General features: G+C 49.2%; 28 protein-coding genes and 3 riboswitches. Of the genes, 12 read left to right on the top strand and 16 right to left on the bottom strand.

Annotated features, from left to right (window positions below; all coding sequences use genetic code 11):
* Nucleotides 1–15: 15 nt before the first annotated feature.
* Nucleotides 16–573: a hypoxanthine-guanine phosphoribosyltransferase gene (locus BN3003_RS03440; protein WP_058305334.1), complete on the top strand. Its 558-nt coding sequence runs from the start codon at nt 16–18 to the stop codon at nt 571–573.
* A gap of 88 nt (nt 574–661) precedes the next feature.
* On the opposite strand, the gene BN3003_RS03435 is transcribed toward BN3003_RS03440, so the two are convergent.
* Nucleotides 662–1,600 carry a L,D-transpeptidase gene (locus BN3003_RS03435; protein WP_058305333.1) on the bottom strand — a complete coding sequence of 313 codons (939 nt, stop codon included), beginning with the start codon at nt 1,598–1,600 and terminating at the stop codon, nt 662–664.
* A gap of 172 nt (nt 1,601–1,772) precedes the next feature.
* Between BN3003_RS03435 and BN3003_RS03430 the strand changes: the two genes are divergently transcribed.
* Nucleotides 1,773–3,251 carry a hypothetical protein gene (locus BN3003_RS03430; protein WP_147645322.1) on the top strand — a complete coding sequence of 493 codons (1,479 nt, stop codon included), beginning with the start codon at nt 1,773–1,775 and terminating at the stop codon, nt 3,249–3,251.
* 107 nt (nt 3,252–3,358) lie between these two features.
* Here the strand turns inward: BN3003_RS03430 and BN3003_RS18740 are convergent, their stop codons facing one another.
* A complete protein-coding gene (locus tag BN3003_RS18740) occupies nt 3,359–3,874 on the bottom strand; it encodes a tetratricopeptide repeat protein (protein ID WP_058305331.1) in 516 nt (171 codons plus the stop codon).
* Between the two features lie 118 nt (nt 3,875–3,992).
* On the opposite strand from BN3003_RS18740, the gene BN3003_RS03420 reads away from it, so the two are divergent.
* Both BN3003_RS03420 and ggt read left to right on the top strand, forming a co-directional pair.
* Nucleotides 3,993–4,613: an NAD(P)H-hydrate epimerase gene (locus BN3003_RS03420; protein ID WP_058305330.1), complete on the top strand. Its 621-nt coding sequence runs from the start codon at nt 3,993–3,995 to the stop codon at nt 4,611–4,613.
* A 134-nt stretch (nt 4,614–4,747) separates the two neighbouring features.
* Complete coding sequence (ggt, locus tag BN3003_RS03415; RefSeq protein WP_058305329.1) at nt 4,748–6,421, top strand: gamma-glutamyltransferase; 1,674 nt, start codon at nt 4,748–4,750, stop codon at nt 6,419–6,421.
* A gap of 118 nt (nt 6,422–6,539) precedes the next feature.
* Here the strand turns inward: ggt and BN3003_RS03410 are convergent, their stop codons facing one another.
* From BN3003_RS03410 to BN3003_RS03400, 3 genes are all read right to left on the bottom strand, one after another.
* A complete protein-coding gene (locus BN3003_RS03410) occupies nt 6,540–7,253 on the bottom strand; it encodes an RsiV family protein (protein WP_058305328.1) in 714 nt (237 codons plus the stop codon).
* Nucleotides 7,254–7,506: 253 nt separating this feature from the next.
* Nucleotides 7,507–8,253, bottom strand: coding sequence for a dienelactone hydrolase family protein (locus tag BN3003_RS03405; RefSeq protein WP_058305327.1), 747 nt, complete (start codon nt 8,251–8,253; stop codon nt 7,507–7,509).
* Nucleotides 8,254–8,352: 99 nt separating this feature from the next.
* Nucleotides 8,353–8,652 carry a DUF3861 family protein gene (locus BN3003_RS03400; RefSeq protein WP_058305326.1) on the bottom strand — a complete coding sequence of 100 codons (300 nt, stop codon included), beginning with the start codon at nt 8,650–8,652 and terminating at the stop codon, nt 8,353–8,355.
* Nucleotides 8,653–8,761: 109 nt separating this feature from the next.
* Here BN3003_RS03400 and BN3003_RS03395 point away from each other — a divergent pair, with 109 nt between their 5' ends.
* On the top strand, nt 8,762–9,646 hold the full coding sequence (locus BN3003_RS03395; protein ID WP_058305325.1) for a LysR family transcriptional regulator: 885 nt from the start codon (nt 8,762–8,764) through the stop codon (nt 9,644–9,646).
* Nucleotides 9,647–9,649: 3 nt separating this feature from the next.
* On the opposite strand, the gene BN3003_RS03390 is transcribed toward BN3003_RS03395, so the two are convergent.
* Entirely contained in the window at nt 9,650–10,153 is a 504-nt protein-coding gene (locus BN3003_RS03390; RefSeq protein ID WP_058305324.1) for a PepSY-like domain-containing protein, read from the bottom strand.
* Between the two features lie 344 nt (nt 10,154–10,497).
* Here BN3003_RS03390 and BN3003_RS03385 point away from each other — a divergent pair, with 344 nt between their 5' ends.
* Both BN3003_RS03385 and BN3003_RS03380 read left to right on the top strand, forming a co-directional pair.
* Nucleotides 10,498–10,890, top strand: coding sequence for a hypothetical protein (locus BN3003_RS03385; RefSeq protein ID WP_058305323.1), 393 nt, complete (start codon nt 10,498–10,500; stop codon nt 10,888–10,890).
* A gap of 137 nt (nt 10,891–11,027) precedes the next feature.
* The gene (locus BN3003_RS03380; RefSeq protein WP_058305322.1) at nt 11,028–12,074 is read left to right on the top strand and encodes an Lnb N-terminal periplasmic domain-containing protein; all 1,047 of its coding nucleotides are present in this window, start codon (nt 11,028–11,030) and stop codon (nt 12,072–12,074) included.
* 58 nt (nt 12,075–12,132) lie between these two features.
* On the opposite strand, the gene BN3003_RS03375 is transcribed toward BN3003_RS03380, so the two are convergent.
* The gene (locus tag BN3003_RS03375; protein ID WP_058305321.1) at nt 12,133–12,363 is read right to left on the bottom strand and encodes a hypothetical protein; all 231 of its coding nucleotides are present in this window, start codon (nt 12,361–12,363) and stop codon (nt 12,133–12,135) included.
* A 375-nt stretch (nt 12,364–12,738) separates the two neighbouring features.
* The gene (locus BN3003_RS03370) at nt 12,739–12,969 is read right to left on the bottom strand and encodes a hypothetical protein (protein WP_058305320.1); all 231 of its coding nucleotides are present in this window, start codon (nt 12,967–12,969) and stop codon (nt 12,739–12,741) included.
* Between the two features lie 227 nt (nt 12,970–13,196).
* Between BN3003_RS03370 and BN3003_RS03365 the strand changes: the two genes are divergently transcribed.
* Both BN3003_RS03365 and BN3003_RS03360 read left to right on the top strand, forming a co-directional pair.
* Nucleotides 13,197–14,084 carry an alpha/beta fold hydrolase gene (locus BN3003_RS03365; RefSeq protein ID WP_058305319.1) on the top strand — a complete coding sequence of 296 codons (888 nt, stop codon included), beginning with the start codon at nt 13,197–13,199 and terminating at the stop codon, nt 14,082–14,084.
* Between the two features lie 119 nt (nt 14,085–14,203).
* Nucleotides 14,204–14,315, top strand: a riboswitch (SAM-I-IV-variant riboswitch).
* Nucleotides 14,316–14,408: 93 nt separating this feature from the next.
* On the top strand, nt 14,409–14,747 hold the full coding sequence (locus tag BN3003_RS03360; protein WP_058305318.1) for a hypothetical protein: 339 nt from the start codon (nt 14,409–14,411) through the stop codon (nt 14,745–14,747).
* Between the two features lie 60 nt (nt 14,748–14,807).
* Here BN3003_RS03360 and BN3003_RS03355 read toward each other — a convergent pair whose 3' ends face one another.
* The 8 genes from BN3003_RS03355 to gcvT all read right to left on the bottom strand — a co-directional run bounded on the left by BN3003_RS03355 (nt 14,808) and on the right by gcvT (nt 23,803).
* A complete protein-coding gene (locus BN3003_RS03355) occupies nt 14,808–16,124 on the bottom strand; it encodes a PDDEXK-like family protein (protein WP_082625520.1) in 1,317 nt (438 codons plus the stop codon).
* A 144-nt stretch (nt 16,125–16,268) separates the two neighbouring features.
* The gene (gcvP, locus tag BN3003_RS03350) at nt 16,269–19,121 is read right to left on the bottom strand and encodes an aminomethyl-transferring glycine dehydrogenase (RefSeq protein ID WP_058305316.1); all 2,853 of its coding nucleotides are present in this window, start codon (nt 19,119–19,121) and stop codon (nt 16,269–16,271) included.
* Between the two features lie 34 nt (nt 19,122–19,155).
* The gene (locus BN3003_RS03345) at nt 19,156–20,340 is read right to left on the bottom strand and encodes an MFS transporter (RefSeq protein ID WP_058305315.1); all 1,185 of its coding nucleotides are present in this window, start codon (nt 20,338–20,340) and stop codon (nt 19,156–19,158) included.
* On the bottom strand, nt 20,337–20,978 hold the full coding sequence (locus BN3003_RS03340) for a LysE family translocator (protein WP_058305314.1): 642 nt from the start codon (nt 20,976–20,978) through the stop codon (nt 20,337–20,339). The genes BN3003_RS03345 and BN3003_RS03340 overlap by 4 nt, the downstream gene beginning before the upstream one ends.
* The gene (locus BN3003_RS03335; RefSeq protein WP_058305459.1) at nt 20,972–21,544 is read right to left on the bottom strand and encodes a DNA-3-methyladenine glycosylase I; all 573 of its coding nucleotides are present in this window, start codon (nt 21,542–21,544) and stop codon (nt 20,972–20,974) included. The genes BN3003_RS03340 and BN3003_RS03335 overlap by 7 nt, the downstream gene beginning before the upstream one ends.
* 93 nt (nt 21,545–21,637) lie before the next feature.
* Nucleotides 21,638–22,102 carry an inner membrane protein YiaA gene (gene yiaA / locus BN3003_RS03330; RefSeq protein ID WP_058305313.1) on the bottom strand — a complete coding sequence of 155 codons (465 nt, stop codon included), beginning with the start codon at nt 22,100–22,102 and terminating at the stop codon, nt 21,638–21,640.
* Nucleotides 22,103–22,247: 145 nt separating this feature from the next.
* Entirely contained in the window at nt 22,248–22,631 is a 384-nt protein-coding gene (gcvH, locus tag BN3003_RS03325) for a glycine cleavage system protein GcvH (RefSeq protein ID WP_058305312.1), read from the bottom strand.
* A 74-nt stretch (nt 22,632–22,705) separates the two neighbouring features.
* The gene (gene gcvT / locus BN3003_RS03320; RefSeq protein ID WP_058305311.1) at nt 22,706–23,803 is read right to left on the bottom strand and encodes a glycine cleavage system aminomethyltransferase GcvT; all 1,098 of its coding nucleotides are present in this window, start codon (nt 23,801–23,803) and stop codon (nt 22,706–22,708) included.
* Nucleotides 23,804–23,851: 48 nt separating this feature from the next.
* A riboswitch (glycine riboswitch) is annotated at nt 23,852–23,945 on the bottom strand.
* A 28-nt stretch (nt 23,946–23,973) separates the two neighbouring features.
* A riboswitch (glycine riboswitch) is annotated at nt 23,974–24,071 on the bottom strand.
* Between the two features lie 332 nt (nt 24,072–24,403).
* On the opposite strand from gcvT, the gene BN3003_RS03315 reads away from it, so the two are divergent.
* From BN3003_RS03315 to BN3003_RS03305, 3 genes are read left to right on the top strand one after another with little or no spacing between them, the layout of a single operon-like run.
* The gene (locus BN3003_RS03315) at nt 24,404–24,886 is read left to right on the top strand and encodes an Lrp/AsnC family transcriptional regulator (protein ID WP_058305310.1); all 483 of its coding nucleotides are present in this window, start codon (nt 24,404–24,406) and stop codon (nt 24,884–24,886) included.
* Nucleotides 24,879–25,439, top strand: a complete 561-nt coding sequence (locus BN3003_RS03310) for a DUF1415 domain-containing protein (protein ID WP_058305309.1) — start codon at nt 24,879–24,881, stop codon at nt 25,437–25,439. Before BN3003_RS03315 ends, BN3003_RS03310 begins: the two co-directional genes overlap by 8 nt.
* Nucleotide 25,440: 1 nt before the next feature.
* Nucleotides 25,441–25,800, top strand: coding sequence for a YbaN family protein (locus tag BN3003_RS03305; RefSeq protein ID WP_058305308.1), 360 nt, complete (start codon nt 25,441–25,443; stop codon nt 25,798–25,800).
* Nucleotides 25,801–25,844 lie beyond the last annotated feature (44 nt).

Raw genomic sequence — 25,844 nt, 5'->3', positions numbered from 1 at the left:
TTTTGGAGTCACACCATGACGACACGCAACCGCGAAGAAACCCAATCCATACTTGATACCGCTGATTTGTTGTTCAGCGAGGCCCAATGTGAAGAAGCATTGGCACGCATGGCCGCCGAAATCACCCGTGACTTGGGTCATTCATATCCCTTGGTGTTGCCTGTGATGGGCGGCGCGGTGGTGTTCACTGGCAAATTATTACCATTGTTGCGCTTCCCATTGGATTTTGACTATGTGCACGTTTCTCGCTACGGCGACAAATTGGAAGGCGGCAACTTCAGTTGGACGCGCGCACCACAAGACAAAAACATTGCTGGTCGCGATGTGTTGATTTTGGATGACATCTTGGACGAGGGTCAAACCATGCGCGTCATCAAAGAACAAGTGATGGCCATGGGTGCGAAATCATGCAAAACCGCCGTTTTCGCCAACAAATTGCTCGACCATGAAAAACCAATTACCGCCGATTATGTGGGCTTGGATGTGCCTAACCGCTATGTGTTTGGTTACGGCATGGACGTGAGCGGCGCTTGGCGCAATCTGTCTGCCATTTACGCCTTAAAAGGCCACTAAACGGTATGGCCTGAGTTTACAGGCCGCATGTGATGATAAAAAAAACAGGATGGAGAACCCATCCTGTTTTTTTTGATGCTAACGCGATTTACCACAAACGGGCAAAAGAATCGCGGCTTTCGTTTTGGCTGCTCCAATCCACAGGGGTATGCGGTTTGATGTAATCTTCACCATTGTCACCCGGCTCGGTAATCGGCGCAGAAGAAGGCAATGGGGTAGGATTGGCATTCGCAGGGGGTGGCGGTGGCGATTTGAACGTCATGCTCACAGGGCGCAACGCGCCTTGTACCTTGCCTGAACCTTTAACGCAGGTAATGCAATTCAATTGGCCTGAACGGTTGGCCAACACTTGGGTGAGCATTTTTTCATTCACGGTTTTGCCGTATTTTTGCGCAATCGTTTGCGCCTGTGCTTTGACCGCGGCAGGATTCATTTTTTTCAAATTGTACGGGTCTTTGTAAGCCGACAACCACAAATTGTTGCTGGCGTCCAAATTCAAGGCCGACTCATTGTACAACACCGACACGCGTGAGCCTTTGTCGATGAATTTGGCAAATTCCAACGCATTTTCACTGCGCAAACGCACGCAACCATGGCTGGCAAAACTTGGTACGCTCGACGGCGCGCTGGTGCCATGTATGCCTAAACCCAATTTAGGGTCGCCAAAGCGCACAAACACGGGGCCTAATGGGTTTTTAGGACCAGGTGGGATGGTTTTGATGGCTGGCAAGCCTTTGGCGGCACGCTCTTTTTGGATACTGGCGGGAATGTGCCAAGTCGGATTGAATGCTTTGACACCAATCAGGTATTCGCCCGGTGGGGTTTGGGTACGGCCTTTGCCCACGGCGATGGGCCATGATTTGGCCAATTTGCCGTTTTCATACACGAACAGACGCAATTGCGGAATGTTAATCACCACATGTTTACCGGCATTGTTGATTTCGGTATTGGGTTTCATAAATTCGGCAGCGGATGCGCCATAAGTCATCGCTGACAACATCAGCGCCATTGCGATTTGTTTTTTCACCGAGTTTTCCCTACTTAAGATGGTTTTTGCTGGCACATTGTCGCTGATATCATGGTGATAAACAAGCGGCTATTGGGGGATATTCTCTAATTCTGCCATTCATCCACAAGGCATGACGTTTGTTTACCACGATGGCAATTTAAATTGGGTATTTGCCTTAAAAAGCGTCATAATGATGCACATTGAATTGTCTTTGTTCAGACCCGCCATGATAAATTTGTATGAAATTTTAAAAATCGAGCCCTCAGCCACTGAGAAATCCATACAGGCCGGTATTGCCATTTACCGCTTGCGCGATGATGCCGATGACAAAATCGTGGCGGCGGCCAGACAATGGTTGCTCAATCCGAGCATACGCGAACAATACGACCGCAAATTGTTTGCCGAAATTGGCACCCCCGCACCGACTTCAGAACCGGTGGCCGCACCTGCCGCCGCGCAATACCATGTCGACAGCAAACTCATCCCCAGCAGCTCCGACCTCGAATACGAACACCTGTACCAATTCTTAGGCGTGCGCACCAAAGCCTCGTATGCCGAATTGGCCGATGCGATAGACGAAGCGGTATTGGAAGGCTTGAATGGCAAAACCATCCAATTGGCGCGCGAAACCTTGCTCGACCCCGATACCCGCGCCGCTTACGACGCCGAGCATGGCATAGAATCGGCGGCGGCCATCGTCGATGTGGCCGAACCGGTCAGCCGTTTGCCGCACACCGGCTTGCGCTTGCCCAAATGGCTGTCGTTTGGCAAACGCAAACACGCCGCGCCTGTCAGCGTGCAACCTGAGTCTGTGCAAGACGAGATTCCCGATACAGACAGCGGTCTCGCCAGCGCCGCCAGCAAAGCCTTATCGTTTGACGATGGCGATATCAACAGCAGCTCTGACACCGATTTACAGGCCGCTATTAAAGCCACGCCCGCGCCAACTGCGGCACCGAAACCGCAATTCAAACGCGACAATTGGTACCAATTCTTAAGCATACGTGGCGATGCCAGCTTTCAAGAAATCAAAGTGGCCATCCGCAATGCCCGCCTCAAAGGCCGCGACAAAGAATTGATCCGCCAAGCACAAAACATGTTGGTCAACCCTGGCAACCGCCGCTTGTACGACAAACAAAACAACATCCCCGCTTACATCGCCGCGCAAAATGGTGATGTCAGCGGCCATGTCAAAGCCACCGATTACCGCACCGCACCTTTGTTAATGGGCATGAGTTTGCAAAAAATCCTCATCAGCGTGTTTGCCCTCATCGGCTTGGCCAGCGCCCTGATGCCGTGGACACAAGGCGTGTTGGGCCTGCGTTTTGCCTTGGCTTGGCCTTTGTATTGCGTGTGCATCTTGGGCTTGGCTTGCGTGTTTAGCGGTGATTTGCGCGACCCTGTCTACCGCCCTGCCAGCCGCATCTTGCTGGTGGCACTGCTACCGGTGGCCATCTTGATGTATTTATTGGGCGCACGCCAATTTCAATACGGCGTGTATTGGGGCATCGCCGCCATGGTCGGCATGGTATTGATGGCTGAATTGGTCAACCAACAAAGCCGCAACGTTTCTTACCGCGCCAAAGGCCAGCAATTGTTTGCCTTATTGGCCTTAGGCTTAAATTTGTTGGGTTTGCTGATGGTGTGGTGGTTTATCCGCGGCAAATAAGTACTTCTATTCAAACAATGCGGCCTGTAAACCCCAATCAAGGTTTACAGGCCGCATTGCCATGGCTTGGACTGTGTTTTCAGCCTATTGCCACGCATCCATGATGCTTATTCTTGTGGCCAATCCGTCAACTCGGCCGCCGCTTCTTCATCACCTTGCGCTGCCGCTTTGGCAAACCATGTTTTGGCCGCACTCATGTTTTGTTCTACACCGACGCCATCGCGGTACAACACGCCCAAATTGAATTGCGATTTGCTCAAGCCTTGTTTGGCAGCTTTTTCATACCATGCAAACGCTTGCGTCATGTCTTCGTCCACGCCTTCGCCGCTGTCGTACATCCAACCTATCGCATGTTGGGCACAAGCGTCTTGCTGTTTGGCCGCTTTGTCATACCAAGCACGCGCTTGCACATAATCCACTTCCAATGGCGCCTCCAACACATTGCTGCCATCAAAATACGCCTCGCCCAACCAGTATTGCGCTTCGGCATTGCCTTTGTTCGCTTGGGCTTGCACTTGAGCCAAGCTGTCAAACTGCGGTTCACATTCTTGTTGCCATGCCCACGCCGCATTCGGCAAGGCCAATACCAAAGCCGCCACCATGCCCCATGATTTGAATTTCATGCTTATTCCCTTATCATTGTGTGAATACGCGAGTATAACGACATCTGCTCTAAAATCGCAGCACTTAATCTGTTGTAAAATCAAACAGATTCCCATTCTATTTTTACAGGCCGCTTTCATGCACACACAGCCCACCGTATTGAGCATTACCCAAACCCGCGCAGCGGAACAAGCTGCGGTAGATGCGGGCAGCTCGTTCGCGCAATTGATGGAAACCGCCGGCACTGCCGCCACCCAAGCTTTGCTACAGCGGCCTGCCAACTTACAGCGTGTGTGGATTTTGTGTGGCAAAGGCAATAATGGCGGCGATGGCTTGGTGATGGCGCGTTTATTGGCACAAGCGGGCATACACGTGACTGTCAGCTTGGTGCAAGACACGGTCAGCACCGATTTGGCGGCGCAAAATTTGGCCGCTTTGCCCGCTAGCGTCGTGGTACAAGCAGCGGCGTTAGCGGTATTGGCCGAATACGATTGCATCATCGATGCGGTGTTTGGCATCGGTTTTGACGGCGAACTCAGCGCCGATTTGCAAGCCTTGCTGCATGCGTGCTCACAACGACCGGCGCTGCGCGTGGCTTTGGACATTCCCAGCGGCATCAATGCCGACAGCGGCCACATCGCGGCCCACAGTTTTCAGGCCGATGTGTGTTATGTGTTTCACAGCTTCAAACCTGCCCACACCATGCCAGCGGTGCAAAAATATTGTGGCGAGATTGAGGTCTTGGACATAGGCATGTGAGGCAAGTCATTGTTTGCAATCGGTTTGCAAACGCACATGAAAGTTGCTAGGCAGAATATGGTGTTTTCATTATGATATTTGCCAGATGGCCGTCGCCATCGTCATCTCAAAGCACAATAGAGGAAGCGCTACACATGTCCAAATACCTGCAAATTGCGGTGTCTGCCGCTCTGATTTCTGCCAGTTCCCTCACCTTCGCCCAAGACCCCGTCAGTGGTCAGGCCGCGTATGCCGTGCCCGATGGCTACAGCGCCAAAGTGGTGGAAGACATCTTCAAACAAGGCGGCAATGCGGTCGATGCGGCCGTGGCCACCGCATTCACACTGGCAGTGACCTATCCCGAAGCCGGCAATATTGGTGGCGGTGGTTTTATGACGGTGTACATGAACGGCAAGCCATATTTCATCGACTACCGTGAAGTCGCGCCCAAAGCCGCCACCAAAGACATGTATTTGGACGCCAAAGGCGAAGTCATCGAAAACATGAGCGTGGTCGGTGCCAAAGCCGCCGGTGTACCGGGCACAGTCATGGGCTTGTGGGAAGCGCACCAACGCTTTGGCAAACTCAAATGGGCCGACGTCATCCAGCCTGCCATAGGCTATGCTGAAAACGGCTTTACCGTTGCCGACACCCAATCGCTGTACCGCACCGATGTCGAAAAAATGTACAACGGTAAAACCAATTTCTCCAAATACTTCGGCGATTTGAAAACCGGCGTCAACTTCAAACAACCGGAATTGGCCAAAACCTTGGGCCGCATTGCCCAAAATGGCGCCAATGAGTTTTATCGCGGCGAAACGTCCAAATTATTGGTGGCACAAATGCAGCGCGATGGCGGCCTCATCAGTGCCGAAGACTTGGACAAATACAAAGTCAAATGGCGCAAACCAATGAGCTTCAAATGGCGCGACAACGTCATCCATACCGCGCCATTGCCAAGCTCTGGCGGCATCGCCTTGCGCCAACTATTGGCAATGAAAGAATACCGCGCCGCTGATTTCAAAGATGTACCTCTGAATTCAGCGCAATACATGCACTTGGTCTCAGAAATTGAAAAACGCGTGTTTGCCGACCGCGCCGATTATTTGGGCGACCCCGATTACACCAAGGCACCGGTGAAAAAACTTACCAGCGATGCCTATTTGCAAAAACGCGCGGCTGAAGTGAATGCAGAAAAAATCTCTGTCACCGAAAACGTCAAACCGGGCTTGGAACCTGCGCACACCACCCACTTTTCGATACTCGACAAAGACGGTAATGCGGTCGCCAATACTTACACGCTGAACTGGGATTATGGCAATGGCGTGGTGGTAGAAGGCGCGGGCTTCTTGCTCAATGATGAAATGGACGATTTCAGCGCCAAAGCCGGCGCGGCGAATATTTTTGGCGTGGTCGGTTCCGATGCCAACGCCATTGAACCGGGCAAACGCATGTTGTCGTCTATGAGCCCGACCATCATGACCCACGATGGCAAGGTCAATCTCATCATCGGCACCCCTGGCGGCTCACGCATCTTCACCTCCATCTTCCAAGTCATCAACAATTTGTACGACTACAACCTGCCTTTGCAACAAGCGGTGAACGCGCAGCGCTTCCACCACCAATTGCTGCCCAAAGACGTGATTTACTACGATGATTACGCGCCGATTACTGGCGAAGTGGCGGCGCAATTGAAACTGATGGGTTATACCGTTGAAGACCAAGGCTGGCGCTTGGGCGACATCCAAGCGATACAGGTGAAAGACGGCAAAGTCAGCGCCGCCTCCGATGCGCGTGGTCGCGGCCACAATGCGGTGCTACAGCCTTAATATGGAGTGTATGCGGATGAATGAACTGCCACATTGAGTTTTAAAACACCGCAACCATCATGAAGGATAAAAAAGCGGCCTGTAAATGATTTACAGGCCGCTTTCTTCTTAAAAATCACTATTGCAAACGTTGCCGCCATTGCGGTTTCAACAATGGCAATACCTGTTTCCAAGTGAGCTTCAACTCTGGAGCCCCCATCGCATACGGGCCAAGTGCATACACATTGTAGTAAAACATCACCCCATCCGGCGTGAAGACCACATCATCGGTGATTTTCGGCTGTTCTTGTCCCTCAGCATCACCGCCTTGACTTTGTAACCATGCGGCAAAACTGCGCGCCAATGCCAGCTCCAACTGCGCCCGTTTCTCTGGCAACACCATGTCTTTAAAACTCACTGCTTGTTGGGTTTTGGCATCGTAAGTGACATAAGAAGCGTAAGGATTGCCATGTGCCGCGCCTTGGCCATAATCCCAACCCGCATATTGTATGCTGACCAAATCGCGATAATGGCTGCCCAAGGACACATCGTATTGGCGCTGGTTATTGCCCTCGGTTTGCTCAGGAAAATCTTTCGGCACAGGCAGGTGTTTGGCTGTTAACACTGGCTGATCGTTCTCAACGCGCTTGCGGATGAGCTCATTTAACCACGGCCAATTGGTGTGCAAACCCGATACGTCATAGCGCGCACAAAAAGGCACGCTGTCTTCCATGATGCAAATCGCTTCTTCTTTACCGCTCAATTGGGTGACCGAGGTTTTTAACTCCGGCGTTTGTACCCACAACATCGGGCTGATGCTGGCCAACAACAGCGCAAGACTCACGGCTTTCATGACAACTCCTTTAGCGTCAGTGTGTGTTCACAGCATAATCATGCTGCTTGGCTGTGGCAATGGCGGCGTGTGTCTACAAAGCGCATGCGCTACCAAGTGGCAAACCATGCCACTTATCTTGGCTCCAAAATGACACTGTGCCCACTCACAGCAGTGCATACCGTCACAACAGCCTTACAGGCCGCATTTAATGATGACGCACTTGGTGCATGAGCATGTGCTTCATTACAACACTTCCATTACAGTACTTTCATTACAACACCTCGGCCAAGAATTGCAGTGTGTGTTGCCATGCACGTTGGCTCATCAGCGCATTGTAATCAGGCGATTCGGGATTGGTGAAAGTGTGTTTGCTGCCAGCGTAGTAAATCAATTGCCAATCGCTGTTCGCCGCGCGCAATTCTTGCCGTAAAGCTTCGACATCGCTCTCAGGCACAGACGCATCCTCCGCCCCGTGCAAGACCAAAACTTTGGGCGCGATAGGCCCATTCGCACGTTGCCCCTTGCTCAAGCCGCCATGTATCGACACCACCGCCCGCACGGGCAATTGCCCGCGCGCCGCCTCCAGTGCACCCGTGCCACCAAAGCAATAACCAATGACCGCAATGTGCTTAGGGTCGGCACCTTGGCGCACCAAGGCATCTATGCCGGCCTGTATGCGGCTTTGGTACAACGCATAATCGCTTTTGTACTGGCTGCTGAGTTTTTTGGCCGCTTCATTGTCGGTCGGTGCCTTGCCCTTGCCATACACATCGGCCACCATGGCCAGATAACCTGCGGCCTGTAAGTCCTCGGCCGCTTGCCGTGCCTCATTGTCGACGCCTTTCCATGCCGGCAAAATCAATACCGCTTTTTGCCCTTGCGCGCGCAAGGCCGTCGGTTCGGCCACCCAGCCTTGCAAGGCTTGTTTGCCATCGCGGTAATCTACCGGCCGCAATTCTGCCCATGAAAAGCCCGCAGCCAGCAAAGCCAAGACTGCCCAAATACTCTGTTTGAACATGGTGTGCTCCTGTGTCTCTGTATTGACAATGTGCAAACATCATAAAGAACAATATGTTTGCAATACAAGCACTTTGGCACACACAAGCGGCCTGTAAACCTATTCTGCGGCAGTGGGTGCCACATCCGGCAATTGTTTGACCGTGCGCATCAAGCTGCCAATGATGCCAAACAACTCGTCAAACGGCGCTTCGTTGCGGTGTTTCAAGACTACTTCCGAAAACAGTTTCAAACCCACGGCAAATGCTTGTTGCTCAGCCTTGCTGACCGGCAATTTGCGCTGCAAATGTTGCAAGACTTTCTCGATGTCGTCGTGGTTGCTCGCTGCAAACGTCATCACATGACGGGTGGCAGAAGCTTCGATTTTTTCAACGCTGATGCGGTATTGATGTGCAGACATGATTTTTCCTTGTTCGCAGCAACAGGCTGCGTATCCAAACCATGATAAGCCAGCGTGATTGTTGAAAAAATAGGCTAAAATCGAAATCATCATTGGAGAAAATCGAATAATGGACACTTTGGATGCACTGCGTTTGTTTGTGAAAGTGGCCGATGTCGGCAGTTTTTCCGCCGTGGCGCGCGGCCGTGCCTTGGCGGTATCGACCGTGACCTTGGCGGTACAACAATTGGAACAGCAAGTGAGCAGCCCGCTGTTGCAACGCACCACCCGCAAAGTCAGTCTCACCGAAGAAGGTCAATTGTTTTATCAACATGCGCAAACCTTGCTGCGGCAATGGCAACACACGCTCGAAGCGGTGCAGCCGCAGCAAACGCTGCGCGGCGACATTCACATTGCCGCACCCAGCGTGTTTGCGCGCCAGAGCTTATTGCCCATCATTGATGGCTTTATGGCGATGCACCCTGATATCGCGGTGCATCTGCTCTTAAGCGACCGAGAGGTCAATCTGCAACCCTCGCGTTTGGATGTGGCCATCATGATGGGGCCTTTGCCTGATTCGGGTTTGCGCGCCAAGCGTTTGCTTACAGGCCGCATGTTGCTGTGCGCCAGTCCGCAGTATTGGCACACACATGGCAAACCGCTGCAGCCACAAGACTTAACCGAACATCAGTGTTTGTACACTGCCAAGCCCGGTGCACAAAACAATGTGTGGACGTTTCAAGAGGGTGAGCACAGCCACAACATCAAAGTGCACAGCCAGCGCGTCGCCAATGACAACCAAATCCTGTTGGAGTGGACGCTGCAACACCACGGCATCAGCTTGCAAGCGCCATGGGACATCGCCGCAGCATTGAGCAATGGCCAATTGAGTACGGCACTGGATGCTTACCATGCCAGTGCCGTCGATTTGTATGCGGTGTTTCCGAAAAGCCCCAGCGCCCGGTGTCTGGCGTGGGTACAGTATGTGGCTGAGGCTTTGCACAGCCAGCCATAAGGTTTATTTGGCTTGAAGCAAGCGGCCTGTAGCATCAAATTTCAACTCGGTGCCGCGCTGCAAGTCCACTTCAATGTGACCATCGTCGTCATCACGCTCGATTTGGATGATGCGCTGTTTGGGATAATATTGTTGTAAATATTGCTGCGCCGCCGAAGGCAACAGCGATGCGGCCACGCCTTGGCGGCGCTCAACCTTGCGCCACACACCGTGTTCATCCACATCCACTTCCGAGCCGTCGCGCAACTCGGTTTCAAACACCACCACCCCACGCTCATCACGGTCTATCTTGTAGGACGCCAATGGCGAAGCAAATTGCTGTTGCAACCACTGCGCTTGTGCCGCAGGCAATTGCTGCGCCGCCGGTGCCAAATGAGCGGCCTGTACGCTGTTTTTCGGCGCCCGGCTTTGGGCACTTGGATGGGCAGAGTCCAGCAAATACACGGTGTCGGCCATGGCCACCGCACTGGTCAGCAAAACACTCAATAACCATACCGTTTTACGCATCATCACTCCTTTTCGTATTTTCATAGTGGGATATGGCAACACATGGGGCAGCCATGTGGCAAAAACCAGTTTATTAGCAATCATTTACGTTTGCTTATTTTGATGCTTGGGCTGATAAAGCATCCGTTTTGTGGCTATCAGTAACCACTTTCAGCCGCAATTATCGGCAAATCTGCTCAATTTTGTCATTTTAAAGTTTAGAGCTTATTAATGATTCTTAACCAAAACCAGCACTATCTAAACTTATTTCAATGCTAAATTCCTGTCATAACAGCTAAAAAACCAGTGAGACCACCCACACCTTCAAGGCCATCACTTACTCCATCACATCGAAGGACAGCCATATGGACAATATTTATGAGTGGTTGGGCATAGACGCCGATGCCAGCGAAGCCGAAATTCTGGCGGCCATCGCCGCCAAAAAGCAGACTTACCAATTGAATACCACCCAAGAGGTGCACATCAAACAGGTATTGCTCACCCCGCATTTGCGCCAACACCATGATGCGCGTTTGGCCAGTGTGGGACACGATGCCGAATTTGCCACCGATGGTTTGTGGACTGGCGTTAGCGCAGATGAAGACCTGCCTGCTTATACCGCAGCCCCCAATCGCTTGGCCACCCGCACCAAATTGAAAAAGCGCAAGCCGCATCCATCGGCCATTTTGTACATCAGCCTCGCCATTGCGATATTGGTGTTTTTATTAAACCTGTGGTTCAAATTGGCAGCGATTTAAAGCCGTGCTTAGCCAAATGCGGCCTGTAAATCTTTACAGGCCGCTTGTATATGTATGGCCTGTTGTTTTACAGTGAAGCGCATTGATGGGGCTGCATGCATGGCAGCCATAGTGTCTTTTGAAATGGGGTAAACACCATGCGTTCTGTTGCCGCGCTGTGCTTACGTGTAGGCAAGCATCTGCTCATCACCTTGCTTATATTATTGTGTAGCCTGTGGTTGGCCATGGCGGTGTGGATACAGCAGCCTCTGCCTTTGGCTCTGACCATCAGCGTGATGGTTGTTTGGCTCACACTGTCGGCGCTGACTTTGGGCAGCGGCCTAAACAAACTCAAACCGTATCGCCCACGCTTGTGGCTGAGCTACAGCGTTTTATTTGGACTGGGTTTGCTGTGGTATTTCAATATTCCGGCCAAACAAGACAGGCAGTGGGCACCCGAAGTGGCGCAACAACTGTCTTACGAACGCGATGGCAACACCATCACCTTACACAATGTGCGCAATTTCAATTGGCACAGCGAAAGCCATTATGATGAGCGCTGGGAAACCCGCCGCTATGACTTGAGCCAAATCACCGGCGTGAATGTGATGACTTCGTACTGGATGGGGCCACAAATTGCGCACACTTTGGTCAGCTTCGATTTCAAAAACCAAGCGCCATTGGTGTTTTCCATCGAGATACGCAAAGAGCAAAACGAACAATTTTCGGCCATAGGTGGCTTTTTTCGCCAATTTGAATTGAGTTTGATTGCCGCCGATGAGCACGACATCGTCTATACCCGCAGCAATGTGCGCGGTGAGCAAGTGTATTTCTTCCCCATCAACCACCTCAGTCAACAAGAAATGCAAGCCTTGTTTTTGGCCTATTTGCAGCAAGCCGATGCCCTGCGTGCACAGCCCAGTTGGTATAACTCACTCAGCAGCAATTGCACCACCTTGGTCTACGACATGGCCAAATCGGTGTCGCGCGCCAAGCTGCCGCTGGATTACCGCTTAATCGCCTCAGGCTATTTGCCCAATTATCTGTACGACCTCAAGGCTTTGTCACCGCAATGGGACATGCAAACTTGGTATCGCCATGCCCATGTCAATCCACGCGTTAATAGCTATCCCTCATTGAGCAGTGCCGAATACTCCCGCCTCATCCGCCAAGGCCTGCCAACCGCATTAGCAGCAAAACCATAAAAAAATGAGATGACACGGATGTCATCTCAATCAAGGGTCGAAAAGGAAATCGGTATTATTAAGCGGCCATCAACCAGTGTGTTTCCACCACAGTGGCGGCTTCGCGGGTGGCTGTCATCGCAGCCACTTTTTGCATGAATTGGTTTAAATAAGTGATGCGGTCTTCGGCTTCCAAGCTCATGATCAATTCCAAGCAAGCGGCTTGGGTAGATTCAGACAAGAACAACAATTCCATTTCGATTTGAGCTTCGGTGGCGTTGGCTTTGGCAATGTGCATATTGGTAAACATGGTTTCGACCCTTTTAAGTATGTTTGTTAGTTATTTTAATATATGCAATACACATGCCAAAAAATCAATTACTTAAGAAGATTTTTACTCTAATTGCATTAAATATCTGTATTTGTATTGAATATTTTCTGCAAACTCCCGCCACATCTGCATGTCAGTGGCTTAATGCATTGCCAATATTTTTAGCATGTCGGGTGCATTTTTTATGCATCTACTCTTGCGCATCTTTTGGCTGCGCCATGCTGTCAGTTTTGGGGCTGAACTGTCCTCTGGCTGCGCCCATTTGCGCCATTGATCATATCTAACAGACAAATAAAAAGAGATGGCTATGCCATCTCAAAAGTCAGGGTCAAACTTGTTGTTGTTATGAGGGAATTAAGCGGCCAACAACCATTCCATTTCAAATGCCACTGCAGTTTCTTGGGCAGCGCTGATGGCGGCGATTTTTTGCATGAATTGGTTTAAGTAAGCTATGCGGTCTTCGGCTTCCAAGCTCATGATCAATTCCAAGCAAGCGGCTTGGGTAGATTCAGACAAGAACAACAATTCCATTTCGATTTGAGATTCGGTGGCATTGGCTTTGGCGATGTGCATATTGGTAAACATTGTATTGACCCTTTTAAGTATTTTTTATCTTAATTACATATATGCAATGCTCATGCCAAAAATCAAATACTTATGCAAATTTATAATCTTATGTCATTAAAGTTTTGTAAACACAGTCTATTTTAGTTGACCAAAAGCTGTTTATTGTTTGCGTTAAATCAGAGCAGATTTTTATTGATGGCATACCCTGTGCATCTATAAGAGCACCACATAATAATTCTGACGCCATGAACAAACACATACACACTGCCTACCCTGCCACAGTTGCGCCCACGTTTAACCTCGTCATCGTGCACGGCATGCAAGAGCATGCTGGCCGCTACCATGAATTTGCCACTTTTTTAAGCGAGCATGGCGGCAATGTCATCACTTTTGATTTGCCTGGCCACGGCGCCTTTGGCCACAATGCCGAACAATTGGGCAATTTTGGTGAAGAAGGTTTGCCCCATGTCTTTGCACAAATCGCCGCGTATTTTGACTATTGGGACAACGGCTTGCCCAATGTCTTGTTCGGTCACAGCATGGGCTCGGCGATTGCACTGCGCTATGCGCAATTGCACCACAATGTGCACCACCTCATTCTCAGCGGTGTACCGTATCGCAGCGCGCGCTTTTTCAATTTGGCCTACCATACCGCCGTGATTGAAAAACGGGTGAAAGGTGCCAACAAAGAATCGATGTTGTGCCGCCAAACCGCCAAATTCAATGACTTCTTCGCCCCCAACCGCACACCGTATGATTGGCTCAGCCTCAACACCGACAATGTCGACCGCTACATCGCAGACCCCCATTGCGGCTATCCCATTTCCATCAGCTATTTTGAAGAGATGCTGAACCTGATGCGCATGGCTTTTGAACCGCAAGAATTGCTGAAAATGGGCACTACCTTACCGATATTGTTGCTGTGGGGCGAACAAGACCCGTGCACCAATTTTGGCAAAAGCAGCTACCGCTTAACCAATTTTCTGCGCCAACACTGGCAAGCCGAGGTCAATACCATCCAATACCCGAAATTGCGCCACGAAATCTTGCACGAACACCAGCGCGGCGAGGTGTTTCAAGATGTGTTGGCCAGCATTGCCGCTGTTATCCATGCCCCTACCGAACAGCCTTAATCAAGTGTTCATGCCGCAATAAGCGGCCTGTAAGCTTTACAGGCCGCTTGCTTATGCAATTTGCTTCTATGCAAGTAGCACAGACTTCTTTGACAGCCAAGCTTATTCAGCCTATAGTGAAACCACATCAAGAGTGGGGGCAACCCTAAGCCAACCTGCTTTGCAACGCAAAGTAAGGTGGATGATTCCAACGAATCGATGCGGCCGGTAACGGCAATCACACGCACCCCACCCTTGAAACGGTGGGTATTTTTATGCCCGCGTGTTTAAAAACCCAAGGTGATTTATTCCCTATTGCAACCTCAATGCTAAAAAGGACACAACATGACCAGCCAATTTCAAATCGAGCACTTAAGCTTCACCACCGCCACCGTGCCCGCCAGCGAATACATCAAACTCGCCGTACTGAATAACGCCCAAATCGCCACGCCGCATTTGCTCACCTTCATCCCATCGCAACAATTGTGGTTCACCAAACACGACATCAGCGACCCCGAATCCGAATCCGATTTGGACAACCAATTGCAAAGCCTACGCCTGCACTTATTGCGCCTAGGCATACACGACACCCTCAAAGCCAGCCAAGTCATCAAAGAAACCCTCGCCGCGTTTGCACAACAGCGTTTGGCTGAGTTTAAGCAAAGACGGGTGCAGTTTAATTAATAAAGTGAATTGAAATTAGGTAGATAAAAAAGAGGCCTGTAATCTTTTACAGGCCTCTTTTTATACTAATTTAGATTTTTTACATGCTTCCAACACCACTTCAATAAATTTCACTATGTCTTCTGAAAAACCATTATTCATATATCTACTTGTACTTAATAAATAATCTAAAAGTTCAGGTTCATAAATCCACTCACCAAAATTTATTTTTTCATCTGCATGCTCAAAAAAATCTGTACGATATAGCCAACTTTTATTTGTACGACTACCACTATTCAAATAATTTTTTACTTGTGACAGTATAAATTGTTGTTGCTTGCTAACAACCCCGTCACATTCTGTCGGAGTAAAGCATAACCCAATAAACGGCCATGCTTTTTCTCGATACGCAAACTCAAAACGTATTCTTAAATTTTGCTTTTCAACATCATCATTATAAAAATTCAAACCTAGCCAACTTCGCTTATCTGCATAGAATTGTTCTCTATTCAAATAGTTACACTTTTCAACTTTATGCACATATTGAGGTGTAATTAATGTCTTAAACTTAGCCTCAACAATATTAATAATCTTATCGAATACCATTGCATGTAGTTTGATGTAAATTTCTTCTTGTTCTATTTGACTTAAATATAGAAAACTCTTAATACTACGAGCATCTTGCATAATAGTATCAATAAGCTCATTTTTACTCATATTATCCTCAATCCTATTAGTTATTTTTTTTAAGCAATATAAATATTGATTAATAACTTCTCTTATGCCATTAGTATCAGCCATTTCTTTTTTACAACATTCAAGCCAAGAGATAATATGATGTTGATAAGTAATAGTAACTAACTGACCTTTGTCTATAGCATTTGTAAGCTCAGTTTTCTCAGCTAAATATTTAGCTTCAGATTCTTTATTAAGCGTTAATAAAACCACAATATGATTCACATCATTACAAGCTGCTAAATACCGCTCTAATTGTAAATTTTGCGCTTCCGCATCAATTTTATTTTCAATATACAATATCTGATTCTGGCACTGAACCCTAATATCAACTTGACCACCATTAACTCTCTTTAAATTTACCTTTCCTAAATAATATTCTCTATTGACACTGGCCGTTTGATAATTATTAACACTCTTATTTGATAGTATTGGTATACAATTTTGCATAAATAAATTCAAAAAAATACTACCTTGTCCATGCATGCCATTCGGCTTCAACAACTCAGCAATAAAATCAGAATGGATATTTTCATTTCGCTCATAACCAAATAATGAAAAAAGATTAAACTGATGACTAAGATTATTTTGCTTTCTTTCATACTTTTTAAATAAATGATAAATATCAGTTAAAAAAAAGCCTATCTGTTGCAAATGCATCATTCCCCCTGTTAACTAATTCACTCAATTAGCATTCAATTAAAAATCAATTTTTTCATTGTAGTATATAAAATCACTAAATCACTGCAAAAAAGCGGCCTGTAATTGCTTACAGGCCGCTTGCTTACTACACACACATCTTAAAACTTAGTCTTCATATGCTTCCATAGGAGGGCATGAGCAAATCAAATTGCGGTCGCCGTACACATCGTCGATGCGGTTTACGGTAGGCCAGAATTTGTGTTCGCGCACGTAATCCAATGGGTATACGGCTTCTTCGCGGCTGTATGGATGGGTCCATTCGCCGTCGGTGACATTGAAGTTGGTGTGTGGCGCGTTGCACAAAGGATTGTCGTCCTTAGGCCATACACCGTTTTGCACTTTCAATGCTTCTTGCTTGATTTGTTTCATCGCAGCGATGAAGCGATCCAATTCGGCTTTGCTTTCCGATTCGGTTGGCTCAATCATCAAGGTGCCGGCCACTGGGAATGACATGGTAGGCGCGTGGAAACCGTAGTCCATCAAGCGTTTGGCAATGTCGACTTCGGTGATGCCGCTGTCTGCTTTCAATGGACGCAAGTCCACGATGCATTCGTGCGCCACACGGCCGTTTTTGCCGCTGTACAAAATTGGGTAGTCTTCGCCCAATTTGCTTGCCAAGTAGTTGGCGCTCAACAAAGCCGCTTCGGTGGCTTTCTTGATGTCTTTGCCCATCATGGTGATGTACATCCATGTGATCGGCAAAATGCTGGCTGAACCGAACGGAGCGGCAGACACAGCGCCTTGACCTGCTTGTGCGTGTGGCACAGCAGACACAACGTGGTTGGCCATGAATGGCGCCAAGTGTGCTTTCAAGCCAATCGGACCCATGCCTGGGCCGCCACCGCCGTGAGGGATACAGAAGGTTTTGTGCAAGTTCATGTGCAACACGTCTGCGCCCACTTCAGCTGGCTGCATCAAGCCCACTTGCGCATTCAAGTTGGCGCCGTCCATGTACACTTGACCACCGTTGGCATGGATGATGTCGCAGATTTCGCGTATGCCTTCTTCAAACACACCGTGGGTTGAAGGATAGGTAATCATCAATGCCGACAAATTGTCTTGGTGTTTTTCAGCTTGGGCTTTCAAGTCGGCCATGTCGACGTTGCCGTGTTCATCGGTTTCAACCACGACCACTTTCAGGCCGGCCATATTGGCAGTGGCTGGGTTGGTACCGTGAGCCGAGCGAGGAATCAAGCAGATGTCGCGGTGTGCTTGGCCTTGTGACTCTTGGTAACGGCGAATCGCCACCATACCGGCGTACTCACCTTGCGCACCTGAGTTAGGTTGCATGGAGATTTCGTCGAATGCGGTAATCGCTTTCAAATAGTCTTGCAAGCTGGCAATCATTTGCAAATAGCCGCCCACTTGGTCGCGTGGCGCAAATGGGTGCACTTGGCTGAATTCGCGCCAAGTGATAGGAATCATTTCCGCAGTGGCGTTCAATTTCATCGTGCAGCTGCCCAATGAAATCATGCTGCGGTTCATCGCCAAGTCTTTGTCTTCCAATTTTTTCAAATAACGCAACATCTCGTGTTCGGTGTGGTAGCTATTGAAAACAGGGTGCGACAAAATGGCATCTTTACGCAACAACGCGTCTGGCAACGATACTTTGGCTTCGCTAGGCAAGCTGGCAGCTTTGCCTGTGAAGGCTTCGGTCAAATCAGCGAAGTCTTTGGCGCTAGACAATTCGTGGAAGGCAACGGCCAAAGCGGTTTCGCCCACTTGGCGCACGTTAATGCCTTTGTTGAGCAATTTGGTATTGATGTCGTGGGCTTGTACGCCTGCTTCAACCAAAACAGTGTCGAAGAATTGGTCGTGTACCACTTTCAGGCCGCTTGTCGCGCGGATGGCATCGGCAAAAGCTGTAGCGATGGCATGGATGCGCGTAGCAATGCGTTTCACGCCTTCTGGACCGTGGTAAACCGCGTACATACCAGCCAAGTTGGCCAACAATACTTGTGAAGTACAGATATTGGAGTTGGCTTTTTCGCGGCGGATGTGTTGTTCGCGTGTTTGCAAAGCCATGCGCAAAGCACGTTTGCCACCGGCGTCAACAGACACACCAATGATGCGGCCTGGAGCCGAGCGCTTGGCTGCATCGGTAAAGGCAAAGTAAGCCGCGTGTGGGCCACCAAAGCCCATAGGCACACCGAAGCGTTGGGTGTTGCCCAAAGCCACATCCGCGCCCATGTCGGCAGGAGATTTCAACAATACCAAGCTCATCACGTCAGCGGCGACAGCCACGTTGGCGCCTTTGGCTTTCAGGCCGGCAATCACGTCGGTCAAATCAACCACGTCACCGTCTTTGCCCACGTATTGCAACAAAGCACCGAAGTATTCGCCTTCTTGTGCTTGCGCCAAGTCGCCGACCACCAATTCAAAACCGAAGTATTTGGCGCGGGTTTGCATCACGTCCAAGGTTTGTGGGTACACGCGTGCATCCACAAAATAGCGGTCTGATTTCACTTTGCTCATGCGTTTGGCCAAAGCCATGGCTTCAGCAGCAGCAGTGGCTTCGTCGAGCAAAGACGCGCCAGCCAATTCCAAACCAGACAAGTCTATGCACACTTGTTGGAAGTTCAACAAGGCTTCCAAACGGCCTTGGGCGATTTCAGCTTGGTAAGGGGTGTAAGCGGTGTACCAACCTGGGTTTTCCAACACATTGCGTTGAATCACGTAAGGCAAGCGGGTTGGGTAATAGCCCAAACCGATGTAGCTGCGGTTCACAGTGATGTGGTCGGCCAAGCCGCGCAACTGTTTCAAGGCATCGGTTTCGGTGATGCTGTCAGGCAAATTCAATTCACCTGGCATGCGCACAGAATCGGGCACTGTTTGATGTAAAAAGTCGTCGATGCTGGTCGCACCAACCACTGCCAACATTTCCTGCGCCGTGTCAGCATTCAAGCCGATATGGCGACCGACAAACTCATCGGCGTGGAACAAATCATTAAAATTCATAACTGAATCCTTCGTTACAAAAACCATCGTTTTTTCAGGACGCCTTACGAGCCACCATAATGTAAGACGCCACCAATAAAGCAAACACCTGTACCGCGAGCAAGGTCACAACCGTCATGCTCCAAACCCCGCGCGCATAAGCCAAACCACACACCGTGGCACCGATGGTGCCGCCAGTGTAATAACCCATGTAATACAAACCCGATGCCAAAGAACGGTTTTGGGTGACGTTCTTGGCAATGTAACTGATGGTCGCCGCTTGGGTAATGAACACCCCTGTGCTCATAATCGCTAAGGCCAAGACGATGCCCCACAAAGGCGTCGCCAAGGTACCCACCACCCCAAGCATGGACACGCTTACCGCCATCAACACGGTTTTCTTGGCACCAAAACGGCTGATGATTTGCGTCGACAGCGGCGTAATCACCATGCCTATCAAATACACCATGTAAATATTGGCCAAGTCCGCACTGCCCAAGCGATACGGCTCGGCAGCCAAATGCAAATTGATGAAGGTGAAACACCCCACCAAGGAAAACAACACACACGAGCCCAATAACATCGCACTGAGCACATAGCGATTGTGCAAATGCGACCACAAGCCTTGCAGTGCTGGCTTCAAATGCGCATTGGCCACAAAATTTTTCGAGGCAGGCAATTGCGTCGCCGCCATCACCACACCGGCCAACATCATCGCTGCCATCACCCAAAACGCGTGTTGCCACGACATGTATTCGGTTAAATGGCCCAAGATAAAGCGGCCTGAAAAGCCTCCCAATACCGTACCTGACACATACAGCGTCATCAAACGCGTCATGGCTTTGCCGGAGAATTCTTCACCGATGTAAGCAATCAACACCACGGTGATGCCCGGTACGGCCAAACCTTGTAAAAACCGCCACACATTCATTTGGCTCAAGCTGTCGGAAAAGCCCAACATTGCCGTCGGAAAGGCCAAAAACAACAGCGAGGCCACTATCACACTTTTGCGCCCTATGGCGTCGGACAACATGCCCATAAACGGCGACATGATTGCCACCGCCAATACCGTTGCCCCTACCGTAAAACCAATTTGCGCCGGTGTTGCTTGAAAATCGTGCATCAAATTCGGCAAGATGGCTTGGATGGCATACACTTCCAAAAACGCAAACACGCCGATGACAAAGACCGACAAAGCCAAACCGATGTTGATGCGTTCGGCAGTTTGCACCTCGGTCATAACACCTCTTTCAAACTGCTCAGGCCGATGTGTATGCCCATCGCCCCCAATATCACACTGCTGCCACGGCTGATATAAGTCGCCATCCGCGGCTGATGTTGCAAATGTTTGCTGATCAAACTGGCCAAACCGACCAACAGCAAACACCAAATGGTTCCAGTCATGATGAACGTGGCCGTCAACACTAAAAATGGCAACGGTGATGCCGTGCCGCTGCTGATGAATTGCGGCAAAAACGCCAAAAAGAACAAGCCCACTTTGGGATTCAATAAATTGGTGATGATGCCTTGCTGGTAAACCTTACGCACACTGAGGTGATGCACATCGGCCTGTAACGCTGCCGCATCCAAATCACTGTGACGCCACATCTGTACCGCTATCCACACAATGTATGCCGCGCCCAATAATTTCACTGCCAACATCAACGAAGGCATGGTTTTCAATAACGACGCCAAACCAAAAGAAACCAATAAGCCCCAAATCAACACCCCGCTGGAAATGCCCAGTACCGAGGCGATGCCAGCACGTTTGCCTTGTGCCAAGGTGCGGCTCAAAATGTATATCGTGTCCGAACCGGGGGTGATGTTCAGCACCAAGGCCGCCACGATAAAACCCAAATAGTTTTCTATGCCTAACATGCTGAATCATCCTGTCCATCAGTGTGTGCAAATAAAGGCTTGCTTGCCAGCACACGTACCAATACTGGACAGTCTTCATCATGTGCACCCGCCAAATAACCTGTGCTCATTAAAAATTCGTTGACGATTTCACCACCGACGAATTTGAATTGTTGTTTAAACAGCTTCACCCAAGCGTCTTTGTCCAATGGGTGATGTTGGTCTAGCCAAGCTTTAAAAGAACCGTACTCTTGCTGCAACACCAAAATCTGCTGCGCATTGTATATAGCGGCCTGTACTTTTAAACGATTGCGAATGATGCTCGCATCTGCCAACAAACGTGCCACATCGGTTTCATCAAACGCGGCCACGGTGGCGATGTCAAAATCGGCATAAGCTTGGTAAAAGCCTTGCCATTTTTTAAGTATGGTGGTCCAGCTCAACCCCGCTTGGTTGATTTCCAATACCAAGCGGGCAAACAATTCATTGTCTGCCGCTACCGCAAAGCCATACACATGGTCGTGGTAGTGCTTATTCGGGTCGGTACTGTCAGCGGCCAAGGTCGCTGCAAATTGGCAATAAGTCATTGCAATTGAATTAACCATCAAAAAAAATAAACCGGTCACAGCCATGCTGTCACCGGTAGGAAACTGGGATTGGTTCAGTGAACGGTTCTTGGGTTATTCCTCATCTTTGCCGAACCGTCGTTGTAAAAACGATCCCGAATGAGTTGCCGCATCATCGCCATTTTCACGGCGAAATTGCAAGGTGTCGCGGACATTTTTTTGCACCGCCACCGCAGCAAACAGGCTGAGCAAATAACTCATGCCGTAAAACCCTTTTTCCGTGCCTGCCATGGTGGCATTCCACAAACCCACAGCCAATAACACGATAGAACTGATCAAACCAAACCAACAAATACCCAAATAAATTTCGGTTACCGGTATTTGTTCTAAGCGATCGCGCACTGCTTTTTGCAAGGAAACGGCCGCAAACAAACCAAATAAGAGCAATACTAAGTAATAGCCTTTTTCACTCAAGGCCATTTGTGCATTCCACAAACCCACCAAATAGGTAATGGTGCCGACAGCCAACGCTGTCCACGAAGCACCCACAAAAGCACGACTTGGTTCTTGTAAAGCCATCTCATCACTCCCCTGTTTGATTTACCGACTTAGGTAAACCCATCATGCAGGAAATCTGAGTAAGTGGGTGTTTTTTCAGCATAAGTAGCAAGTACTTCACTGCATCAGTGCAACACTTGCTACTTCATGGTCATGCGATTACGACTTAGTTGATTTCAGCTTCGTATGCCGCTGCATCCAACAAGGCATCCAAATCAGCCACATTGGCAGGTTGAATGCGGAAGAACCAAGCAGCACCGTAAGGGTCGCTGTTGGCTGTTTCAGGCGCGTCTACCAATTCTTGGTTCACTTCCAAAACTTCACCAGCAATCGGCGCGTAAATGTCAGAAGCTGCTTTCACAGATTCAACCACACCGGCTTGCTCATCAGCAGCCAAGCTCGCGCCCACTTCTGGCAATTCAACGAATACGATGTCACCCAACAATTCTTGGGCGTGATCGGTAATGCCTACGGTTACAGAACCATCGGCTTCAAGACGCAACCACTCGTGGCTGGCGACATATTTTAATTCTGCTGGAACATTGCTCATGAGGTTAAACTCCACATTTAGATTTCATCTACATACAAAAGGCGTCTTGTCACACCAAGACGCCTACACACTAATCAATCAAATTGTTTTTGACCATTGCGCACGAAAGGCAACTTGATCACACGCACATCGGTCATGGTGCCGCGAATGTCAACTTGGGCCGTATCGGTAGTGGCTTTAGGCACACGCGCAATCGCAATCGATAATTTCAAGGTCGGTGAGAACGTACCAGAGGTAATCACGCCTGTGCCCACACCCGGTACCGTCACTTGCATGCCTTCACGCAACACGCCGCGGGTTTCCATCACCAAGCCCACTTGTTTTTCAGGCACGCCGGTTTCTTTAGCTTGCAACAAAGCGGCTTTACCGATGAAATCACGCTCATCGCTCCAAGCCACAGTCCAGCCCATGCCGGCCTGTAATGGGTTGATTTCTTCGCCCATGTCGTGACCATACAAATTCATGCCCGCTTCCATGCGCAAGGTATCGCGTGAACCCAAGCCACAAGGATGAATACCAGCGGCCTGTAAGTCTTGGAAGAATGGCACCGCTTCAGCCGCAGGCAAAATCACTTCCACACCGTCTTCACCGGTATAGCCTGTTTTGGCCACAAACCAATCACCACCCAAGTCCACGCCCACGAATGGTTTCAACGCATTCACTTGCTCAGCCCACTCTGGTTTGGCTTGCAATAATTTTTCAATGGCTTTGGGGCCTTGCACAGCCAACATCGCCAACTCAGGGCGTTCTTTGATTTGTACATTAAAAGGAGCAGCAGTTTTGGCGAATTGTGCCAAGTCTTTGTCGCGGGTTGCCGCGTTAGACACAATGCGGTATGCCGTTTCGGCTTCGTTAGAGAGGTAAACGATCAAATCGTCTATCACACCGGCTTGTTCATTCAACATCGGAGAATACAAAGCCTTGCCAACGAATTTCAATTTGTCTACATCGTTTGCCAACAGGTATTGCAACCATGCTTTGGCTTTTTCGCCAGAGATGTCGGTTACCACCATGTGTGACACGTCGAACATACCGGCATCGGTACGCACGAATTCATGTTCTTTGATTTGAGAGCCATAATGGATGGGCAAATCCCAGCCTGAGAAATCGACCATTTTGCCTGCAGCAGCGACATGGGCGTTATAAAACGGGGTTTTTTGGGGTTCACTCATTTGCCATCACTCCATAGAATATAAGAATGCCATTGCCGTAACAAAAGCCATTCCCTATCTGTCCTGATACCTGAGATTTTCGAATGATAGACTCATTCTTCCCCCCTTCGGTGGGCAAAAGCCACTCTCCAGATTTGCCGCGTCTTGGTATGAATATGATAAGCAAAGACGAGGGTTAAGCAGTCCGGTTACCTGAGCGATTTAAGGGTGTATGCGCCTTCGGTAGACAGAAATTTATCTATTTCCGTCGTTCTCCTGCCAAACGCCGCCATTATTGAATGAATCGGATATTTTGGCAAGGTGGTGAACATACTTATTTTAAATCAAACTTTTGCTCTAGCATCAAGACCACAAGCAAACCCAAGCGCCACCACTGTCAATTTCGCCTGAGCCAGACTGAAAAAATAACAATATTTCACATCAATTTTGCATTTCCATAATTTTTTATAAAAAATAATGGCTTTTGGGTTAAAATATTGTCATATTATGTTCCTGAAACGTTGATTTGTGATATTTGTGAACACTCGCACAATCAAAATCAAATAAAATAAATGTCTACTCGTACCTAAGAAGAAATGGCGCGCAAAGGGGGCCACTCATATGCAAAATATAGTATTGGACAAAATCGATTTGAAAATCTTGCAAGTGTTGCAAGAAAACGGGCGCTTAACCAATGTGGAATTGTCAGAACGCGTTGCCCTTTCACCCTCTCCATGTTTGCGCCGTTTAAAACAATTGGAAGACGCGGGCGTGATACAACGCTATGCGGCTTTGTTAAGCCCAGCAGCGATAGAGTTGGGCTTGCAAGCGTTTATCCGCGTGACTTTGAACAAAGCCGGTGGCGGCCGTGAAAAATTCGATGAAGCGGTACAAGGTTGGCAAGAAATTTTGAGCTGTTTTGCCCTGACCGGTGAAACCGACTATATGTTGCATGCCTTCTTTGTCGACATGGAACACTTCTCCCACTTTGTCTTAGAAGTCTTATTGAATCAAGAAGGCGTACAAGACGCGCGTTCGAGCTTTGTACTGCGCGAAGTGAAAAAAACCACCGCCTTGCCTTTGAACCATTTGCACAATGACTGATACCGACATCCAAGACATCAGCGCCCAAACGCGCCATTGGTTACAGGCCGCTGTCATCGGCTTGAACCTGTGTCCGTTTGCCAAAGCGGCGTACAACAAAGATTTGATCCGCATCGAAGTCAGCCGTGCCCGTCATTTAGACGACTTTTTAGAATTGCTCGACCGCGAATTGCTGTTGCTGCGCGACACCCCTGCCGACACCTTGGAAACCACCTTGGTGGTCGAGCCTAACTTGTTTGCGGACTTTGAATTGTTCAATGAGGTCTTGGACATTACCGACCAAGTATTGGTCGAACATGGCTTGGACGGCATCATCCAAATTGCCCCGTTTCACCCGCAATTTCAATTTGCCGATGCCGATGCCGATGCCATCAGCAATTACACCAACCGTTCACCTTACCCAACGTTTCATTTAATCCGCGAAGCCAGCATAGACAAAGCCATGCAAGCATTTCCCGATGCCGCGACCATTTATGAGCGCAACATCGCCTTGCTGGAACAAATGGGCATAGAAGGTTGGCAAGCTTTATGGAAACAAGATAAGGCCTCTTAATATGTTGCGCTGGCTGTTATTGGTGGCAGGCTTTGTGTCTTTGGCGCTGGGGACCATAGGCATCTTCCTGCCTTTGCTGCCCACCACCCCGTTTGTGTTATTGGCGGCGGTGTGTTTTGCCAAAGCCTCACCGCGCTTTCATCAATGGCTGTTGCAACACCGTACCTTCGGGCCGATTGTCAGCGCATGGCAGCAACACCGCGCCGTGCCCTTGCCGGCCAAAATCCTCTCCAGCACCATGATGGCTTTGTCCACTTGGATGGTGTATTACCGTTTTCCTGAATTGGTGTGGGTATGGAGCGCCTGCGGCGTCACCTGCTTGTGTGTGGCAATTTGGATTTGGCGCTTGCCCCATCATTGAATACACCACGCTCTTGCATCATGCATTTAAAAGCGGCCTGTAAA

It is taken from the genome of Vitreoscilla massiliensis, assembly GCF_001457815.1.
Taxonomy (GTDB): domain Bacteria; phylum Pseudomonadota; class Gammaproteobacteria; order Burkholderiales; family Neisseriaceae; genus Vitreoscilla; species Vitreoscilla massiliensis.
This window is presented reverse-complemented; position numbering and strand designations above follow the sequence as displayed.

What these genes read in the sequence shown, in the direction of transcription:
- BN3003_RS03440 (WP_058305334.1), top strand. Translation starts at nt 16, where the DNA reads ATGACGACACGCAACCGCGAAGAAACCCAATCCATACTTGATACCGCT.
- BN3003_RS03430 (WP_147645322.1), top strand. Translation starts at nt 1,773, where the DNA reads ATGATGCACATTGAATTGTCTTTGTTCAGACCCGCCATGATAAATTTG.
- BN3003_RS18740 (WP_058305331.1), bottom strand. Translation starts at nt 3,874, where the DNA reads ATGAAATTCAAATCATGGGGCATGGTGGCGGCTTTGGTATTGGCCTTG.
- BN3003_RS03420 (WP_058305330.1), top strand. Translation starts at nt 3,993, where the DNA reads ATGCACACACAGCCCACCGTATTGAGCATTACCCAAACCCGCGCAGCG.
- ggt (WP_058305329.1), top strand. Translation starts at nt 4,748, where the DNA reads ATGTCCAAATACCTGCAAATTGCGGTGTCTGCCGCTCTGATTTCTGCC.
- BN3003_RS03410 (WP_058305328.1), bottom strand. Translation starts at nt 7,253, where the DNA reads ATGAAAGCCGTGAGTCTTGCGCTGTTGTTGGCCAGCATCAGCCCGATG.
- BN3003_RS03405 (WP_058305327.1), bottom strand. Translation starts at nt 8,253, where the DNA reads ATGTTCAAACAGAGTATTTGGGCAGTCTTGGCTTTGCTGGCTGCGGGC.
- BN3003_RS03400 (WP_058305326.1), bottom strand. Translation starts at nt 8,652, where the DNA reads ATGTCTGCACATCAATACCGCATCAGCGTTGAAAAAATCGAAGCTTCT.
- BN3003_RS03395 (WP_058305325.1), top strand. Translation starts at nt 8,762, where the DNA reads ATGGACACTTTGGATGCACTGCGTTTGTTTGTGAAAGTGGCCGATGTC.
- BN3003_RS03390 (WP_058305324.1), bottom strand. Translation starts at nt 10,153, where the DNA reads ATGCGTAAAACGGTATGGTTATTGAGTGTTTTGCTGACCAGTGCGGTG.
- BN3003_RS03385 (WP_058305323.1), top strand. Translation starts at nt 10,498, where the DNA reads ATGGACAATATTTATGAGTGGTTGGGCATAGACGCCGATGCCAGCGAA.
- BN3003_RS03380 (WP_058305322.1), top strand. Translation starts at nt 11,028, where the DNA reads ATGCGTTCTGTTGCCGCGCTGTGCTTACGTGTAGGCAAGCATCTGCTC.
- BN3003_RS03375 (WP_058305321.1), bottom strand. Translation starts at nt 12,363, where the DNA reads ATGTTTACCAATATGCACATTGCCAAAGCCAACGCCACCGAAGCTCAA.
- BN3003_RS03370 (WP_058305320.1), bottom strand. Translation starts at nt 12,969, where the DNA reads ATGTTTACCAATATGCACATCGCCAAAGCCAATGCCACCGAATCTCAA.
- BN3003_RS03365 (WP_058305319.1), top strand. Translation starts at nt 13,197, where the DNA reads ATGAACAAACACATACACACTGCCTACCCTGCCACAGTTGCGCCCACG.
- BN3003_RS03360 (WP_058305318.1), top strand. Translation starts at nt 14,409, where the DNA reads ATGACCAGCCAATTTCAAATCGAGCACTTAAGCTTCACCACCGCCACC.
- BN3003_RS03355 (WP_082625520.1), bottom strand. Translation starts at nt 16,124, where the DNA reads ATGATGCATTTGCAACAGATAGGCTTTTTTTTAACTGATATTTATCAT.
- gcvP (WP_058305316.1), bottom strand. Translation starts at nt 19,121, where the DNA reads ATGAATTTTAATGATTTGTTCCACGCCGATGAGTTTGTCGGTCGCCAT.
- BN3003_RS03345 (WP_058305315.1), bottom strand. Translation starts at nt 20,340, where the DNA reads ATGACCGAGGTGCAAACTGCCGAACGCATCAACATCGGTTTGGCTTTG.
- BN3003_RS03340 (WP_058305314.1), bottom strand. Translation starts at nt 20,978, where the DNA reads ATGTTAGGCATAGAAAACTATTTGGGTTTTATCGTGGCGGCCTTGGTG.
- BN3003_RS03335 (WP_058305459.1), bottom strand. Translation starts at nt 21,544, where the DNA reads ATGACTTATTGCCAATTTGCAGCGACCTTGGCCGCTGACAGTACCGAC.
- yiaA (WP_058305313.1), bottom strand. Translation starts at nt 22,102, where the DNA reads ATGGCTTTACAAGAACCAAGTCGTGCTTTTGTGGGTGCTTCGTGGACA.
- gcvH (WP_058305312.1), bottom strand. Translation starts at nt 22,631, where the DNA reads ATGAGCAATGTTCCAGCAGAATTAAAATATGTCGCCAGCCACGAGTGG.
- gcvT (WP_058305311.1), bottom strand. Translation starts at nt 23,803, where the DNA reads ATGAGTGAACCCCAAAAAACCCCGTTTTATAACGCCCATGTCGCTGCT.
- BN3003_RS03315 (WP_058305310.1), top strand. Translation starts at nt 24,404, where the DNA reads ATGCAAAATATAGTATTGGACAAAATCGATTTGAAAATCTTGCAAGTG.
- BN3003_RS03310 (WP_058305309.1), top strand. Translation starts at nt 24,879, where the DNA reads ATGACTGATACCGACATCCAAGACATCAGCGCCCAAACGCGCCATTGG.
- BN3003_RS03305 (WP_058305308.1), top strand. Translation starts at nt 25,441, where the DNA reads ATGTTGCGCTGGCTGTTATTGGTGGCAGGCTTTGTGTCTTTGGCGCTG.